We start from the raw sequence: 16,055 nt of genomic DNA, 5'->3' as shown, positions 1-16,055 counted from the left end.
CTCCCTATGACCGACCCCGCCTTCCCCGACCCCGACCGGCGGAACCCGCTGGCCGAGGACTGCCGGGAGTGTCCCGCCCTCGTCGCCGCGCGCAACCGCATCTGCTGGGGCGTCGGCCCGCGGGACGCCTCGCTGGTCGTCGTGGGCGAGGCCCCTGCCGCGGGGTCGCCCGACGCCGACCGCTGGCAGGGGGGCAACTGGACGGGGATGGCCTACTCCGGCGGGCGCTCCGGCAAGAAGATTCGCGGGATGGTCGCCGACCTCGGCTTCGCGGAGGACGCCTACTACACGAACGCGGTCAAGTGCTTCCCGAGCGCGGCCATCCCCCACGACGACCCGGAGGCGGCGACCGAACTCGACTGTCCGCCCCACGAGACGGACAACCGCGAACCGCACCCCGAGGAGCGGGCGAACTGCCGACCGTTCCTCGTCCGCGAAATCGAGCAGGTCGCCCCCGACTGCGTCGTCACGACCGGAAAACACGCCACGCAGTCGCTATTCTCGCTGGACGGCCGCGAGGCGGACGGCTTCCTCGACCTCGTGGGGGAGGTCCAACGCCTCCCCTCGCTCGACCCGCCCGTCTTCCCCGTCCTCCATCCCTCGTATCAGGAGGTCTGGATCTCGCGGCTGGGCCACTCCCGCGAGTCGTACCTCGAATCCATCGGTGTCGCCCTCGCGGGTGTGGTCGGGGACGAGTGAGGCCGCGCGCCGTCGTGTCCTCGTGTTATATGCCCTCGTATATCAACGCCCACTCTCATATCTTCGTACGGTCACGCTAGGACAGCGAGGCCGTCGGCCGGTGGGTGGCCCCCGCGTCGTCTGACGCCCGTACCCCGAGCGGGGACCTGCCCGGATTGAGCTCCTGCCCGGCGCGGCGGCCTCGCTCTCTGTCCTCTGACCACCCCCCTCGGTGTGAGACTTATCCTCTCGCCCCGCCAGCGTCCGGCATGGACATCGACCTGAGCGGTCTCCGAGGGGAGGAGGTGCTCGGCCACCGCGAGTTCACCGTCGGGCCGGAACACGCGACCACCGTCTTCGGCGAGCAGTCGGACCCGCCGGGCCTGTCGGCCGCCGCGGACGCCACCCCCGAGGAGTCGGTGCCGGTGCTCGGCACCCACCACCTGCTGGCGGCCTGTGAGTTCACGGGCCGGGAGTCGCTGCGCGGGCACCTCCCCGACGGGACGGGGACGCTGGGGGAGGCGGCGGACGTCTCGCACCGCCGGGCCGCGCCGCTCGGCACCGACCTCGTCGTCGAGACGACGCTCGACCGGGTGGCCGCCCCGCGACTGGAACTCACGGGGACGGTCAGACGGGCGGGCGCGGAAGACGGGAGCGTCGTCGGCACCGTCGGGATGACCTTCCGCGTCGTCTCGCGCGAGCGGTTCCGCCGCTCGCTGGACGGGGAGTGAGGCCGAACGCTCAAGCGGGCCAGGCGGCCAGCCCCCACACGAGGAGCGGGACGCAGAGCGCCGCGAGGACGAGCAACGGCCACGCACTGCTGAACCGCCGTCGGCCGTCCGCCGGGTAGCCGTGTATCTCGTTGACCAGCCGCTGGTTCTCGCGGTCGTCTATCGACCCGACCCGCTCGCCGAGGAGCGACCCGACGACGAGGACGATGATGGAGAGCGGGACGGCGACGAACGCGGCGTCCATCCCCAGCGCGGAGGTGATGCCGCCCGCACCGAACGTGATTCCGGGGAGCACGTGCGGCGAGAAGACGACGACGACGAGTGCGCCGACGACGCTCGCCGGAATCGCGCCGTAGCGGTTCACGCGACTCGACCACACGCCGAGGACGATGACGGGCGTGATGGCGGCCGCGGCCAGCGAGAACGCCCAGAGGATGCTCACCACGAGGAACGCGGGCGGGTTCAGCGCGAGGAGCGCGATGACGAGGCCGGCACCGACGATGGTGACGTAGCCGAGTCGGGTCTTGCGGTCCTCGGGGACGTCCACGTCGAACATGTCGACGAGGTCGTTGGCGACCGTCGCGCTGATGGCCATCATGTGGCCGCTGACCGTCGAGAGCGCGCCCGCGAGCGCCCCGGCGACGACGTAGCCGGTGATGGTGTCGCCGTTGAACGCGAAGTTGATGTAGAAGATCATCTTGTCGAAGTCCGCCTGCGGGATGTCGAGGCCCTGCTGGTTGGCCCAGAACACGCCCGCGAAGCCGACGGAGTACATGACCGCGAACAGGAGGCCCGTGAGCGCGACGAACCAGAGGACGGAGCGCCGACCGCCCTCGATGCTGTCGCTCGTGAACACGCGCTGGGCCATGTGCGGCATCCCGATGGGGCCGAGCGCCATCGCGAGGAACAGCGCGACGTACCACTTCAGGCCGAACGTGAGGTCGAAGAAGCCGGGGAACGTCTGAACCATCTCGTCGGTGAGGCTCGTGTACCCGAGCGGCGGGAACCACCACCCGCTGGCCCCGAGGTCGTTGAGGACGAACGCCATCGGGATGTACGCCGCGGTGAACATGATGACGAACTGGAGCGCGGCGTTGTACGAGACGCCGAACATCCCCCCGAGGACGATGTAGCCGACGACGATGACGGCGATGACGACCAGCGAGAGTTCGAACGGCCAGCCGAACAGGACGTTGGCGACCTTCGCGAGGCCGATGAACTGCCCGAGGGCGTACATCAGCATGACGAGGACGAGCAGCAGGGCCATCAGCATCCCCATGCTCCGTCCGTAGCGCTGCTGGCAGAACTTCGCGGGCGTGTACACCCCGAGGCGGCGGAGCGTCTGCCCGTACAGCAGGACGATGAGGGGGATGGAGAGCATGAAGTTCGCCCACATGGCGATGAACGGCAACTGGAGGCTCACGATGAGCGCCACCACTCCCATGAACGTCGCGAGGCTCTCCCACGAGGCGCTCATCGCGGCCCCGTTGACGATAGAGCCGATGGACCGGTCGGCGACGTACAGGTCCGCGGTGTCACTCACCCGCTGTCGGAAGTAGTAGCTCACGGCGAAGTACAGCAGTATCGACCCGACGATGATGACCAGCGGCAGGCCCAACTGCTCGAACGTCTGCTGGTAGGACCCCTGCAGGACGACCACGGCTCAGTCCTCCCCCCCGCCGGCGGCGGGCGTCTCCCGGTCACTCCTCGCCGCCCGCTCGTGTCGAGTGTGCATCTCGGCCTTCTCGGCGGCGAGCGTCGTCGCGTACCGGTCGTACACCCAAAATATCACGAGCAAGGACACAACTGAGCCGACGACGAACCAGAAGTAGTGGAACGGCCAGTTGAGCACCGTCACGTCGGGGACGCCGAACAGACTGAACCAGATGCCGGCGTGGACCGACGCGGCGATGGTCACGAACGCCATGCCAGTGCTGGCTGCTTCCTTGACATGTGTTTGCATACTACGTGTGCCGTTCGAACCTACCCTAATAATCGTTGGGTAACGTGCGGTTTCGGTGACTGGACGGTCAGCTCACACGACGGGGAACGCTTATACAACGCTCATCGATACCCTCTGTCATGACACTCGATGCCGGCCGGGTGGAGACGGTGACCGTCGACTCCTACGGAACGCTCGTCGACCCGAACGCGGCCGAACGGGCGCTCGCGGACGCCGTCGAGGACCCGGAACCCGTCTCGAAGCTCTGGCGGACGCGCTCGCTGATGTACACGATGGTCGGGAACTTCGTCGGGTTCTACCAGCCGTTCTACGAGATGAACCGCGACGCCCTCCAGTACGCGCTGGACGTCCACGGCGTCGCACTCGACCCCGCGGAACGCGACGCGATACTCGAAATCTACCACGAACTCGACGTGTTCCCGGACGTGCGCGACGGTATCGAGCGCATCCGCGAGACGGGCCGCGACGTGTACGTCGTCTCGAACGGCAACCCGGAGATGCTCGAGTCGATGGTCGAACACGCCGACATCGGGGACCTGCTCTCCGATACCATCTCGGCCGACGAGATTCGGACGTTCAAGCCCCACGTCGACATCTACCGCCACGCCGCGGCCCGGACCGGGACGCCAATCGACCGGATGGTCCACGTCGCCGGCCCCGCCTTCGACGTCCTCGGGGCGATGAACGCGGGGATGCAGGGCGCGTGGCTCAACCGGGGGGACGGCCCGTGGGAGTCGTTCGCCGGGCGCGACCCGGACGTCACCATCGACTCCTTCCACGACCTGGCGGACGAACTCGACGCCTGAACGGGCGTCGGCGCGACCTTGCCTGTGCGTGGGGGCAACGCATACCCCCTGTCCACGAGAACCCCCGGCATGGACACCTCGAAGCAACTGTACGAACACGAGGCGACCGGGTGGCGACGCGGCGTCTACGACGACGTGAAGCGGACCTTCCGCGCGCCCATCGTCAACTGGATATTCCGGACCGTGATGGCGAACGACCCGGAGTTCACGCGCTACGCGTGGGGGCAGGTGAAGCCGCTGTTCGACACCCGGGGGTTCGCCCGGTTCTCCGTGCGCTACCGGGACGCCGTCCTCTCGGAACTCGACGACGCCCCCGCGTACCGTCGGGCCGAGACCGGTCTCTCGCCCGCCGAGTTCGCCGAAGCGCGCGGGCAACTGGCGACGTTCGACGTGGTCGCCCCCCGCCTCGCGGTGCTGTTCGGGACGATGGACCGGGCCCTGCAGGGCGACCCGGTGGGCGACTCGCCGCTGGACGAACGGGCGACGACGGCCCCCTTCCCGGACTGGCTGGACGCCGACCGGGGACGGCCGCCGACGATGGTCGACTCGGCCCCCGAGTCCCTCGACTCCACTGTGGAGGCGGTCCGCGAGTTCCACGGCCTCGGCGGGGACCTCCCCTCCATCTACCGCTGTCTCGCTCAGTGGCCGGCGTTCTTCGAGACGCTGTGGGCCGACGTCGAACCGACACTCGAGGGCGCCGGGTTCGACCGCGCCTGCGAGCGCACGTCGGACCTCGTCGACGAGTTCGTCGCCGGCGCGCCCTACCGCCCCCGCCTCGCACCCGAGGACCTCCGAGGAATCGGGATGGAAGACGACGCCATCGGCGACGTACAGGGCCTCTTCCACCAGTTCAACACGGGTGCGGTCGAGACGGTCCTCCCGGCGCTCCCGGTGTTCGCGGCGTCGGTCGACGCGGCCGGCGAGCGGTCGCTCGGCTGACGGCTCTAGTAAACGGCTTGCACGCGCAGCCAGCGGGCTGAGTGCCGACCATCCGCGAGTACGGTCGATGCTCATCGTCGAATTCCGACTCCACCACCCGGTCCTCGAGAGGACGCTGACGAGCGTCCCGGGGGTCCGACTGGACTGGGAGCAGTCCAACCAGACGCCGGACCGCGGCGTCAGGACGCTCCTCTGGGCCGAGGCCGACGACTTCGAGGCGCTGGAGCGGGCGCTCGACGAGGACACGACGGTCACGAACGTGGCTCCCGTGGCCGACACCGGCACCCGCCGGCTCTACCGGATGGACTGGCACGGCGATGGCCTCGAACGCAGCACGTGGCCCGTGCTCGTCGAGGAGGCGACCATCGTCCAGCGAATCACGGGTACGAAGGACGGCTGGGTGTTCCGCGTGGCGTTCCCGGACCGCGCCGCCTTCGGGCGGTATCGCGAGTTCTGCGACGACCACGACATCGACTACGAGGTGTTCCGCATCTACGAGGAGCGCTACGGCCCGGACGCCACCCCCGACTTCGGGTTGAGCGAGAAGCAACACCACATACTGTCGCTGGCGACCGAGCGCGGCTACTTCGACGTCCCCCGCAAGGTCGAACTCGCGACGCTCGCAGACGAGGTCGGCATCTCCCACCAGGCGGCCTCCGAGCGCATCCGGCGGGCGCAGGCGACGCTCAACCGGAACGCGCTCCGACCGTCGGCGGGCGACGGGTAGGCCCGAGGCCGCTCAGTCGTCCGCCGTCGCCGCCCGCTCGCTCGGCGCGCCGTCGAGTCTGAGGTGGAGCCACGCGGCACAGCAGACGGCGACGCACCCCGCAGCGGTGGCGATGCCGAAGGCGACCCGGTAGCCCGTCGCGGTGTACACCCGCGCGCCGTCGATGGTCGTGCCGGTCCAGTACGTGTCGAGGGCAACGCCCATCAGCGCCGGGAACACCGCCGCCCCGAAGTAGCCGATGCTGTTGATGGTGCCCGTGACGGTGCCCGAGGCGCTGTTCGCGTGGCGCTCCTTGGCGACGGTGTACGCCAGCAGGGTCCCGCCGTTGGTGAACAGCGCGAGGAAGAGCAGCGCGCCGAACACCGGCAACGGCGGGGTGACGACAGCGAAGACGGTGCCGTAGGCGAGCGTGAACGCCACCGTCGAGGCGAGGATGATGTCCGTCCGCCGTCCGAGGCGGTCGGAGAGGGTGCCCATCACGGGCGGGCCGACGAGCAACCCGACGTTTCCCAGCAGGACGTACGTCGAGGCGCGCGCCACCGACACGTCGTAGACGTGGGCGATGTAGGGCACCCCCCAGAGGCCGAGGACGGTGAAGTTCGTCCCGATGACGAAAAAGAGCATGACGCCGAGCAGCCACGTCTCGCGCTCCCGGAGGACGCGCCGAGTGTTGGCCGCGACGGTGGCGAGGTCGGCCCGTCGTTCCGGCGGGTCCGCCCCCTCGACGGGGTCGAACCCGCCGTCGCGGGGCCGGTCGCGGACGAGGAGGTAGATGACGCCCGCGAGCGACCCGCCGCCGACGGCCGTGGCGAGGAGCGTCCCCCGCCACCCCACCGCGACGACGGCGAGTGCGAGCGGCGTCGTCGCGAGCACCCCACCCAATCCCGCCGCGGCGACGGTCCACCCCGTCATGGTGGCGAACTCGTCGCGGCGGAACCAGTTCGCACAGAAGCGGAGCGTGGCGATGTAGAGGACGCTCCCGCCGAGTCCGACGAGCGCCCGGGCGAGGAAGCCCGCGAGCAGGGAGTCCGCCAGCGCGAACCCGACGACGCCAACGCTCATGATGGCGAGGCCGGCGGCGGCCACCCGGCGGACGCCCGCCCGGTCGACGAGCAGGCCCGCGGGCAACTGGAGGGCGGCGTAGATGTAGAAGAAGGAGGAGTGGAGCAAGCCGAGTTCGGTGCCCGTCGTGTCGAACGCGCGGGTCAGGTCGTCCGCGAGGACGGCCGAGGAGACGCGGTGGAAGTTGACCAGCAGGAACCCGCCCGCGAGTGCGGCCCACAGGACCCACCGCCAGCGCGACCGAGACCGAATCCACCGGGAGGGCGACATACGAACGTGGTTCGGCGGGCGGGGTAAATAGGTGCGTGTTGACACACACCGCGTCCGGTACTAGCCGTAGAGGAACCGCTCTGCGGTCTCTCGAAAGAGGTCGTCGTACACCGACTCGGGGAGGTCGCGCCCCAGCAGGTTCTCGCGCTCCGAGCGGTAGGAGTGGGGGATGTTCGGGTAGTCCGACCCGTACATGATGGAGTGAGAGAGGTCCTCGAAGACGCTGTCGGGCACGTCGTCGGGGTCGAAGTCCATCGACTCGCCGACCGCGCTCGACATGGTGAAGCAGGTGTCGAGGAAGGCGTTGTCGTGGTCGCGGGCGAGCGCACAGAACGCCTCGACCTCGTAGGCCCCGAGGTGGGCCGAGGCGGCCCGGACGTCGGGGTACGACTGGAGGAACTGCTCGAACTGGTCGGCCCCGACGTGGGGGCTGTCCCGGAACATCGGCGCGGTGCCGGCGTGAAAGAGAATCGGACGGTCGTACTCGGCGGCGAGTTCGAAGGCGGGGTCGAGGCGGGGGTCCGCCGGGCCACAGCGCTGGACGGGACACTGGAACTTCAGGCCGCGAGCGCCCGCCTCGAAGGCCTCCCGCACGACCTCGCCCACGTCGTCGTCGCCGTGGACGGTGGCGAACGGGACGGCCATCTCCGACGTCTCCGCCCGCTCTACGACCCACTCGTTCAACTCGCGGGCCATCCCCGGCTTGTGGGCGTACGGGAGCGCGACGTAGCGTTCGACGCCGTGCGCCCGGAGCGCACGCTCCATCTCGGCCTGCGCCGTCGGATGGGGGAACGCCCACCCGCCCTCGTCGGTTAGCGCCTCGCGGATGGCCGCCATGAGGCGGTCGGGCATCAGGTGGACGTGGCAGTCCGTCGCGGCGGCGAAGCGCGGGTCCGGTTCGGCGTCCTCGCCGGTCTCCATCCCGAGGTCCTCGCTCGGAGCGTCCTCGGCGCTCACTGGACCACCCCGTCGAGCGTGGTCTGCGCGCTCCCGTCCGTCCCCGCCACCGCCGACTCGTGGTCCAGCAGATGGCGTTTCACGCTGAGACCGCCCGGCGCGGAGTACCCCCGCAGGCTCCCGTCGCTGGCGACGACGCGGTGACACGGGACGACGACGGGGACCGGGTTTCGCCCGCATCCGCCCCCGACGGCGACGGGCGCGGTGTCCAGTTCGCGCGCGAGGTCGCCGTAGGTGCGCGTCTCGCCGTAGGGAATGGCCGCCATGGCTTCCATCACTCGCCCGGTGAACGACTCGGGGTACGCGACGTCGAGGTCGAACCTCCGGCGCTCGCCGGCCTCGTACTCGCGCAACTGGCGTTCGACCGTCGCCGGGTCGTCCCCCAGTACCGACTCGTCGAGGTCGAACGGCGACCCGAACAGGGTGACTCTCATCGCCCGCCTCCACGGTGTGAGTGCTCGTCCATGTGCGAGGCCTTACCACCCGAGGGGTTTAGCGCTACCCCCGGCTTCCCCTCGCAATCAGAACTGCTCTCGCGCCTCCGCCGCGTACGTCTCGGGAGCCACGTCAACCACGCCCTCGTCGTGCAGGACGGTGAAAAAGGGCGAGTCGCTCCAGTAGTACTCGTCGAACACCGACCGGGCGACGATATCGAGAACCGGCGGCATCGTGGGGTCGTCGGCGAGGTAGAGTGCGACGTTGAAGCTGTTCAGCCCGGCGGCGGCGTAGCTCTGCAGGACGGGCACCAGTCCCGCCCCGAGGTCCGCGGGCAGGTCCCCCTCCGGGTCGGGGAACCCGTGCTCGCCCGCCACGCCGACGAGGTGGCGGTGGTGCTTGGGCGCGAACGGGGCCAGCCACCGCACGTCGCCCGTGTCCGCGACGTGTCGCTCGCCGTCTTCTTCCCTCCCCCGGAGGTCCGCCCAGTAGGAACTGTCGTGTTCGTCGTGGTACTCGCGGCTCGCTTCGAGGAGCGTCCGCTGGTGGTTCGTCGCCCGGTCGTCCACGAGCGTCTGGAGGTGGGGGTGGACGATGCTGCTGCCCGCCGGCCGGAGGAAGTTCATGTTCACCGAGGCGAATCGCGCACGCTCGTCGTGGTCCCGGACCGCCGCGACGTACCGCAGGGCGAGGCGGATGCCGTCCTCGAATATCGCGGGCTCGAACTCGTCGATGGGCCGGAAGTGGTCCTCCGTGAGAGCGACGACGTTCGAGTACGCGCCGTAGGGGTTGAGGTTCGGGAACGAGGTGGCCTCGCCCTCCGACCCCCGGTCCTCGCCGACGAAGTCGTCGTACGTCGGCGTCACCTCCTCGACCGAGTCGGGACAGAAGAAACAGCCCTCGCTGTCGCCGACCACCTCCTCGATGTCGTAGGAGTCGGGCGCGAGGAAGCTCCCGGGGGCGATTCGCGACTGGCGGCCCGTCAGGGGGTCCTCGCGCACCTCCACCTCCGCGTCGACGTGCTCGAAGTCCTCCAGTGGGCTGTAGAACGACGCGCGCTGGACCTCGCGGGTGAACTCGATAGCCATGGTGTGGTGACACGTACCGTTCGTCGGGCGAAAAGTCTGTCTGCGACTCCCCCGACCTCCAGCACGCTTTTGCGCCGCCCGCGAGTTCACCCGCCCATGACCGACTGCGTGTTCTGTCGCATCGCCGACGGCGACCTGCCGAGTCGGACCGTGTACGAAGACGACCGAGTGCTCGCCTTCCTCGACGCGAACCCCCTCGCCGAGGGCCACACCCTCGTCGTCCCGAGAGAGCACCACGAGGTAGTCGGGGAGATGCCCGACGAGACGCGCGACGCGGTGTTCGCGACGGCGGGTCGCCTCACGTCCGTCGTGGAGTCCGCCGTCGACGCCGACGCCACCTCCCTCGGGATGAACAACGGGCGGGCGGCGGGACAGGAGGTGCCCCACGCGCACCTCCACGTCGTCCCCCGGTTCGACGGCGACGGCGTCGGCCCCCTCCACGCCCTCGAGTGGCCCCGCCCCGACCTGAGCGACGACGAACTGGACGCCATCGCCGAGCGAATCTCTGACGACGTCTGAGTTCTCACAGACCCTTTTGTCGCCCGGAGCGAACCCGGGGGCATGAGCGACCCGGCGGCCCGGCGCGCCCTCCTCGCGGCCCTCGGCGACCGGCGGCGGAACCTCGCCGCCCTCCTCCTCGTGGCGGTGGCCCTCGCCATCGCCCTCTCGGTGGAGTCGCCCCTCGTCCGCTACGGGGCGGCGCTGGCGGTGTTCACCGTCTGGATGGGGTGGTTCGTCCTCGCTGCCATCGATTGGCTCCGGTACGCCGACTTCTGAGGCGCAATCAGTGTACCCGACACCTTTTATCCGGAAACGACACGACTTTCGATATGTCCAGTTGCGCACTCGTCGGTGCGGTCGGCGGCGCGGGGACGACCCGCCTGACGCTCGAACTCGCCGCCCTCCTCGTCCGTGACGGGCGTGACGTGGCGGTGCTCGACGCCGCCTACGCCACGCAGGGCCTCGCCGACTACGTTCCCCGACGCATCGACCCCGATATCACCGCACTCGCCCTCTCCGAGGACCCGCTGGCCGACGGCCTCGTCGACCTCGACGCCGGTCCTGGCCGCCTCGCGGTCTGCCCGGCCCGCGCGCCCTTCGAGCGACTCGCCCGCGCAAAGGGCCCCGACGCCGCCCGGCGGTTCGAACGATTGGTAGCGGAAGCCGAGAAGACGTTCGACCGCGTCCTCGTGGACACGCCGCCCGTCGCCGCCAACCAGTCGGTCGCGGCGGTGACCGCCGCCGACCGCGTCGTCCTCGTCGTTCCGGACAGTCAGCGCGGGTGCGACGCCCTCCCCCGACAGCGTGACAGACTCGCGGACCTCGGCGTGTCGGACCCGCGCACACTCTTCAACTGGTCGAGCGATCCGCCAGCGGACGCGACGGCAGCCGTCCCGACGAGCGACACGACCGACCCCGCGTCGGCCCCGGTCTGTGCGACGGGCGGCGGCACGTTCCCGGCGGCAGTGGCGCTCGCGGCCGAGGAACTGCTCGACGTGACGCCGGACATCGAGTTCGAGGACGCGACCCTCCGGGAGCGCCTCGCGGGCTTCGGGTCGAGCTAGAAGAAGTCGCTGGCGTCGTCGAGCGTGTCGCCGAGCTGGTCGCGCTTAGCGACGGCCGCGTCGCCCGACGGCGAGAGCGCACCCTCCAGTGCGTCCCGCGCGCCCGGAACTGGGTCGTGTGTCTCCACGTAGGCCGCAAGCGCGAACGCCGTCTCGCTCGCGCCCGAGAGCGCGAGCGCGTCCGCCCGCGAGAGGTCAGCGGAGAGCCAGTCTCGAACGATATTGCGACCCGTCGGCCCGAGCGGGGAGACGGACTCCCCGAGGAGGTGGAGGGCCTTCGCGCCCGTCATCGGTGGGAGGCCGGCGGCGTCGGCGCTCGCACCGACGCTCGCGCCGCCCGCGTACGTCTCGACCACCGTCGCGGCCGCCTCGGGCGAACAGGGCAGGTCGGCGGCGAACGCGGCGAGACGCTCCGCGAGCGGCGTGTCGGTCGCGTCCACCGCCGCGACTCCACGCTCGCGCTGTTCGGTCGTGACCTCCAGCCCGGCCGCGATGTCTGACAGTCCCATATCCGAACATATCGAGATACCGCACATAAAATTTCGGATGGGTGGTGATAGCGTATCGGCTACCGATACGTTCGAGCGGCGCCGAGCGGCCAGAATCGGCGCTGACCGCACCTTTCTTAAAGGGGTGTCGGGACCGAGTTCGACATGTGATGAGTTCCGCACCTGCCCGCTGCTGCCCCGAATGTGACGGCCGCCTCCGAACCGACCAGTGCGAGACCGTCTGTGCCAGTTGCGGCCTCGTCGTCGGCGAGGACGCCATCGACCGCGGCCCCGAGTGGCGCTCCTTTGCGGACGACGACACGAACCCGAAGCGCACCGGCGCGCCGCTCACCCGGTCGCGCCACGACCGCGGCCTCTCGACCGAAATCGGCCGGTCGACCCGCCTGAAGGGTCGCAAGCGCCGGCAGATGGCCCGCCTCCGCCGTCAGCACAACCGCGCCCGCATCGCGAGCAAGGCCGAGCGCAACCAGGTGTACGCGTTCACCGAGATTCGCCGGCTCACCGGGCAACTGGACCTGCCCGACACCATCCGCGACCGCGCGTGTGTCCTCTTCGAGTCCGCACAGGACGCGGACCTGCTTCGCGGGCGCTCGCTGGAGGGGTTCGCGGCCGCCGCGGTGTACGCCACCTGCCGGGCCGACAGCATCGCTCGCACGGTGGGGGAGGTGGTCGCCGACGCGAAGGCGACCCAGTCCGAACTGCAGGTCGCCTACGACGCCCTCAACCGCGAACTGGGCCTGCCGACCGGCCCCGTCGACCCGCGCGAGTACCTCCCGCGGTTCGCCTCCGCCCTCGACCTTCCCCGAGACGTCGAACGGCGCGCCCGCGAACTGGCCGACGAGGCCCACGACCGGAACCTCGTCGTCGGGCGGAACCCCGGCGGCGTGGCCGCCGCCTGCCTCTACACCGCCGCGCGCGAGGCGAGCCACGGTCTCACGCAACGCGCGGCCGCCGACGCGGCGGACGTGACGCCGGTGACCCTCCGGACGACCTACGTCGAACTGCGCGAGGACGACGACTGAACCCGCGCCGCGAGCGCCCCCACCGCTTCTCGTACCTGTCCACTCCGCGTCCCCGCCGGGAGCCCCGCCGCCGTCGACCGGGGGACCGACGCCGCGGCCGGAATCGCCACCACGGGCGCGCCGAACAGCCGTTCGACCCGTTCCGTGGGCGATTCCTCTCGGACCCTGTTGAGCGCCACCGCCGCCAGCCCCGCGTCCAGTTCGCGCGCCAGCGCTCGCGTCCTGACGGCGTCGACGAGTGCCACCTCGTCGGGCGTCGTCACAACCACGCAGGCGTCGGCTGCGAGGAGGGGCAGGCCCACGTCGCTCCCCAGACCCGCCGCGCAGTCCACGACGACGCGGCCGTACTCGCGCTCGACGGCTCCGAGAGCGTCGACGAGTCGGCGCGGGTCGGCCGCACGCGCCCCCCGGAGCGACCGCCCGCAGGGGAGCAAGTCGACGGGCCCGTCCTCGCGGACCGCCTCCGGTGCCGTCGCCCGCCCCGCCAGCACGTCGTGGAGGTCCGGGCCGCGGGCGCTCGGCAGGTCGGCCATCCCGAGGTCGGCGTCCACGACCACCGCGTCGAGGTGGTGGCCGAGCGCGTACGCGACGGTGGACTTCCCGACGCCGCCCTTCCCGCCGGTGACGGCGAGGATCACGCGATGCGCTCCAGCGTCCCGACGGGGACGCTCACCGCCCGAACGCGGTCCGCGAGGGCGTCGTGTCCCGCCCGTTCGAGGCGTTCCCCGTCGACGTCGAGCGCCCGGGAGAGCGCGTGGACGCCCGCCAGTCCGCCCGCCCGTTCGACAGCCTCGGTCGCCTCGGCGAGCGACCCGGCCGCTGCCAGCGCCTCCGCCAGTTCGACCCGTCGCTCGACCGCCGCGAGGTCGATCTCCTCGGGCGCCGGGTCTCCGACCGTCCGGGTCGTCTCTCCGGTCGCGCCGTCGGGTGCGTCTCTCGCGTTCGGTACCGCGTCCCGCGGGGGGGCCGGGTCGCCCAACGCCTGGACCACGCCCGCGGGCGTCGCCGCCACGGGCGGCACGTCGGGGTGGCGCTCGAACGCCGGCGTCGGGTCCGCCGGGCCGAGCCACGTCACGTCGACGGGGCCCGCCGTCGTCCCGTCCCTCGCGGGCGTGGCGAACCCGAGCGCGCGCCGCCCGTCGACCACGCCCTCGAACGTCCCGTCGTCCCACCCCTCGACCGGCACGCCGTCGCTCCGGGGGGGCCACACCGGTCCCCCGCGGGTCGGCCGGACCCGAACTCGTCGGGGGCGCTCGCTCCGCAGGACGACAGACACGAGGGTCACGTCCCCCTCGTCGGTCGTCGTCCACTCCACGTCGGTCGGCGTCTCCATGCGCGCTCTGGTCGCGCTCTCCGGGATAAAGTTGGACTACAGGCGGACGACGGGTGCGGAGAGCCACGTCGCGGCGGCGCGCGCACTCGGGAAGCGGTCGCAGTCGAGGACCACCGGCGCGCGTGGTTCGCCGACCCGTGCGATGGCCAGCGCCCGCGTCACCGGGTCCGACTCGAAGGGGTCGGCGGGGTCGGCCTCGCCTCCCGGGACGGCGTCGACCGCCGCGCGGAACTCGTCGTCGACGCGCTCCACGAGGTGACGGCGGGCCGCCCGCGCGAGGTTCGCCGCCCGGTCGGCCAGTCGTCGGCGCTCCTCGCGGGCATCGCGGGCCGCCCGCCGTCTGGTGCGGGCGCGGTCGAGCGCCTGTCTGGCCGCCGCCCGCTCCGTCTCGCGTTCGGAGAGGCGACGGACCGCGCCGGCCAGTTCGTCCTCGTCGTCCGTCGCCCGGTCCGCCTCCCGGGTCGCCTGCACGCGCCCCTGCAGGCGGGCGACCGTCTCCCGGAGGCGGTCGGTGTCCGCGCTGGCCGCGGCGAGGCGGCGGCGGAGCGGTGCGGTCTCGACCGACTCGACCTCGATCCCGTCCCGCCGGGTCAGCACGGCCCGACGCTCGTCGTCCTGTGGGGCCGTCAGCCCCCGGGATCGCGCCGCCGCGGCGAGTGCCGTCCGCGTCGGGACGGGTTCCCCGGGCGCGACGGGGGCGACGTGGTCCCAGAGTGGCCCCGGAGCGGGACACTCCAGCCACCCCGCGTCGCCCGCGACGGCCTCGCAGACCGCCTCGCGGCCTCGATCGCCCTCCCGGAGGTCGAGGGCGTCCGTCTCGCGCCACGTCCCCTCGGCCCGGACGCGCATCTCAGAGGTCGCGCCCGGCCATCGCGTCGGCGCTCGGGTGGTCGGTCCCCGCCGCGAACTTGCTGTAGGGGGTACTCGGCGTCTCGCGGGCCTCGTACGCGCGGGCGGCCTCCCGGACGGGGTCGGGGACGCTCTCGAACTCGTTGAACGGTCGCACCCGGTCGACCTGTACCTCCCCGGGGTGTTTCTCGCGCAGGCGAAGCGCGAGGAACGCGCCCAGTTCCGTTGCCTCGAACAGCGCGACCCGCCCGAAGCGCCGGACGACGGACGCCTCGTGGGCCGCGTGGACGTTCCGGAGGGTGGCTCGCGCAGCACGCGAGTAGGCGACGACCAGTAGCACGAGCTACGTTCATGAATACGTGAACTAAAATCAATCGGAGAAGAACTACTCCACGCGGGTCACGTCGAAGTCACCCGGGTCATCCGCGAGGTCCCGGACCCGGCGTCGGGCCTCGGTCGGCGAGTCGGCGACGACGACCATCCCGTCCGCGCTCCCGCCGGTCGCGCGGTAGGCGTCGAGGTCGGCGAACTCCGTCGCGTAGGTGCGGAGGACCCCCCGGATGCGGCGCTCCATCGTCGCGAGGTCGCACTCGCCGGCCTCGAAGTCGCTCAGGGCCTCCTCGACGTTCCGGAGCGCGGAGATGCGGTCCATCCGGTCGACTCTCTGCGTGGGCCGACAAAAAACGCCCGCTCCTCGGGGTCGGGGTTCCCGGGACGGGGGCTACGGCCCTGCCTTGCTCTGGACGCGCCACCCGCCCGCGAAGTCACAGCCCTCTCGCTCCGTGTACGCGATGTCCGTCTCGCGGGTCACCTCGCCTTCCCCTTCCACCGCCTCGACGACGAACGGGATGTGGAGGGCGTCGCCACAACAGCCCACGTCGGCGAACTCCTCGAACTCGTCGCCTACCTCGAAGGTGTCGTGCGTGCGCCTGAGCCACGCCCTGAAGTGCTTCGTGTCGATCTGCATCCGGCCCCACGCGCTCAGTTCGGCGGGGTGCGAGAGGACGACGCGGGTTATCATGCCCGTGCGTAGGGGTGACGCGCACGTCAGCGTTGCGCCCGACGCCCGAACCACCCGCCGTGACCGACACCGGTTTGGCCCCCGTCGGTGAGTGACGGGT

General features: G+C 71.1%; 22 protein-coding genes. 9 read left to right on the top strand and 13 right to left on the bottom strand.

Translation table 11 applies throughout. The features are described 5' to 3' along the window. Positions 1-6 precede the first annotated feature (6 nt). On the top strand, positions 7-699 hold the full coding sequence (locus NKG96_RS00650) for a uracil-DNA glycosylase (protein WP_254536520.1): 693 nt from the start codon (positions 7-9) through the stop codon (positions 697-699). A 248-nt stretch (positions 700-947) separates the two neighbouring features. Further along, the gene (locus NKG96_RS00645) at positions 948-1,409 is read left to right on the top strand and encodes a thioesterase family protein (protein ID WP_254536519.1); all 462 of its coding nucleotides are present in this window, start codon (positions 948-950) and stop codon (positions 1,407-1,409) included. Between the two features lie 10 nt (positions 1,410-1,419). On the opposite strand, the gene NKG96_RS00640 is transcribed toward NKG96_RS00645, so the two are convergent. Beyond that, positions 1,420-3,069, bottom strand: a complete 1,650-nt coding sequence (locus NKG96_RS00640) for a sodium:solute symporter family protein (RefSeq protein ID WP_254536518.1) — start codon at positions 3,067-3,069, stop codon at positions 1,420-1,422. Positions 3,070-3,072: 3 nt separating this feature from the next. After that, positions 3,073-3,372 (bottom strand): hypothetical protein, encoded by a 300-nt coding sequence (locus NKG96_RS00635; protein WP_254536516.1) that lies wholly within the window; start codon positions 3,370-3,372, stop codon positions 3,073-3,075. A gap of 119 nt (positions 3,373-3,491) precedes the next feature. On the opposite strand from NKG96_RS00635, the gene NKG96_RS00630 reads away from it, so the two are divergent. The 3 genes from NKG96_RS00630 to NKG96_RS00620 all read left to right on the top strand — a co-directional run bounded on the left by NKG96_RS00630 (position 3,492) and on the right by NKG96_RS00620 (position 5,844). Beyond that, the gene (locus NKG96_RS00630; protein WP_254536515.1) at positions 3,492-4,178 is read left to right on the top strand and encodes a haloacid dehalogenase type II; all 687 of its coding nucleotides are present in this window, start codon (positions 3,492-3,494) and stop codon (positions 4,176-4,178) included. A 69-nt stretch (positions 4,179-4,247) separates the two neighbouring features. Next, the gene (locus tag NKG96_RS00625) at positions 4,248-5,117 is read left to right on the top strand and encodes a halocarboxylic acid dehydrogenase DehI family protein (RefSeq protein ID WP_254536514.1); all 870 of its coding nucleotides are present in this window, start codon (positions 4,248-4,250) and stop codon (positions 5,115-5,117) included. A 67-nt stretch (positions 5,118-5,184) separates the two neighbouring features. Next, positions 5,185-5,844, top strand: a complete 660-nt coding sequence (locus NKG96_RS00620) for a helix-turn-helix domain-containing protein (protein WP_254536513.1) — start codon at positions 5,185-5,187, stop codon at positions 5,842-5,844. Between the two features lie 12 nt (positions 5,845-5,856). Here NKG96_RS00620 and NKG96_RS00615 read toward each other — a convergent pair whose 3' ends face one another. The 4 genes from NKG96_RS00615 to NKG96_RS00600 all read right to left on the bottom strand — a co-directional run bounded on the left by NKG96_RS00615 (position 5,857) and on the right by NKG96_RS00600 (position 9,656). Further along, a complete protein-coding gene (locus NKG96_RS00615) occupies positions 5,857-7,176 on the bottom strand; it encodes an MFS transporter (RefSeq protein WP_254536512.1) in 1,320 nt (439 codons plus the stop codon). A 60-nt stretch (positions 7,177-7,236) separates the two neighbouring features. Further along, entirely contained in the window at positions 7,237-8,097 is an 861-nt protein-coding gene (locus NKG96_RS00610) for an amidohydrolase family protein (RefSeq protein ID WP_438267424.1), read from the bottom strand. Positions 8,098-8,129: 32 nt separating this feature from the next. After that, a complete protein-coding gene (locus NKG96_RS00605; RefSeq protein WP_254536510.1) occupies positions 8,130-8,567 on the bottom strand; it encodes a methylated-DNA--[protein]-cysteine S-methyltransferase in 438 nt (145 codons plus the stop codon). 87 nt (positions 8,568-8,654) lie between these two features. Beyond that, positions 8,655-9,656, bottom strand: a complete 1,002-nt coding sequence (locus NKG96_RS00600) for a hypothetical protein (RefSeq protein WP_254536509.1) — start codon at positions 9,654-9,656, stop codon at positions 8,655-8,657. Between the two features lie 96 nt (positions 9,657-9,752). Between NKG96_RS00600 and NKG96_RS00595 the strand changes: the two genes are divergently transcribed. From NKG96_RS00595 to NKG96_RS00585, 3 genes are read left to right on the top strand one after another with little or no spacing between them, the layout of a single operon-like run. Continuing rightward, positions 9,753-10,175: an HIT family protein gene (locus NKG96_RS00595; RefSeq protein WP_254536508.1), complete on the top strand. Its 423-nt coding sequence runs from the start codon at positions 9,753-9,755 to the stop codon at positions 10,173-10,175. 42 nt (positions 10,176-10,217) lie between these two features. Next, positions 10,218-10,433, top strand: coding sequence for a hypothetical protein (locus NKG96_RS00590; protein WP_254536507.1), 216 nt, complete (start codon positions 10,218-10,220; stop codon positions 10,431-10,433). A gap of 53 nt (positions 10,434-10,486) precedes the next feature. Further along, a complete protein-coding gene (locus NKG96_RS00585) occupies positions 10,487-11,221 on the top strand; it encodes a ParA family protein (protein WP_254536505.1) in 735 nt (244 codons plus the stop codon). On the opposite strand, the gene NKG96_RS00580 is transcribed toward NKG96_RS00585, so the two are convergent. Then, positions 11,218-11,730, bottom strand: coding sequence for a DUF7858 family protein (locus NKG96_RS00580; protein WP_254536504.1), 513 nt, complete (start codon positions 11,728-11,730; stop codon positions 11,218-11,220). The two genes, NKG96_RS00585 and NKG96_RS00580, sit on opposite strands and share 4 nt — an antisense overlap. Before the next feature lie 149 nt (positions 11,731-11,879). Here NKG96_RS00580 and NKG96_RS00575 point away from each other — a divergent pair, with 149 nt between their 5' ends. Continuing rightward, entirely contained in the window at positions 11,880-12,752 is an 873-nt protein-coding gene (locus NKG96_RS00575) for a transcription initiation factor IIB (protein WP_254536503.1), read from the top strand. On the opposite strand, the gene NKG96_RS00570 is transcribed toward NKG96_RS00575, so the two are convergent. From NKG96_RS00570 to NKG96_RS00545, 6 genes are all read right to left on the bottom strand, one after another. Beyond that, complete coding sequence (locus tag NKG96_RS00570) at positions 12,722-13,390, bottom strand: MinD/ParA family ATP-binding protein (RefSeq protein WP_254536502.1); 669 nt, start codon at positions 13,388-13,390, stop codon at positions 12,722-12,724. The two genes, NKG96_RS00575 and NKG96_RS00570, sit on opposite strands and share 31 nt — an antisense overlap. Then, the gene (locus NKG96_RS00565) at positions 13,387-14,085 is read right to left on the bottom strand and encodes a DUF7857 domain-containing protein (RefSeq protein ID WP_254536500.1); all 699 of its coding nucleotides are present in this window, start codon (positions 14,083-14,085) and stop codon (positions 13,387-13,389) included. Before NKG96_RS00565 ends, NKG96_RS00570 begins: the two co-directional genes overlap by 4 nt. A 36-nt stretch (positions 14,086-14,121) precedes the next feature. Then, entirely contained in the window at positions 14,122-14,934 is an 813-nt protein-coding gene (locus NKG96_RS00560; protein ID WP_254536499.1) for a DUF7856 family protein, read from the bottom strand. A 1-nt stretch (position 14,935) separates the two neighbouring features. Then, positions 14,936-15,274 (bottom strand): DUF7855 family protein, encoded by a 339-nt coding sequence (locus NKG96_RS00555; RefSeq protein ID WP_254536498.1) that lies wholly within the window; start codon positions 15,272-15,274, stop codon positions 14,936-14,938. A 45-nt stretch (positions 15,275-15,319) separates the two neighbouring features. Then, positions 15,320-15,586: a DUF7854 family protein gene (locus tag NKG96_RS00550; RefSeq protein ID WP_254536497.1), complete on the bottom strand. Its 267-nt coding sequence runs from the start codon at positions 15,584-15,586 to the stop codon at positions 15,320-15,322. Positions 15,587-15,655: 69 nt separating this feature from the next. Continuing rightward, a complete protein-coding gene (locus NKG96_RS00545; protein ID WP_254536496.1) occupies positions 15,656-15,955 on the bottom strand; it encodes a DUF7968 family protein in 300 nt (99 codons plus the stop codon). Positions 15,956-16,055 lie beyond the last annotated feature (100 nt).

The organism is Halomarina litorea (assembly GCF_024227715.1).
GTDB lineage: Archaea > Halobacteriota > Halobacteria > Halobacteriales > Haloarculaceae > Halomarina > Halomarina litorea.
The sequence above is the reverse complement of the archived record's forward strand: the minus strand, read 5'-3'. Positions and strand labels throughout refer to the sequence as shown.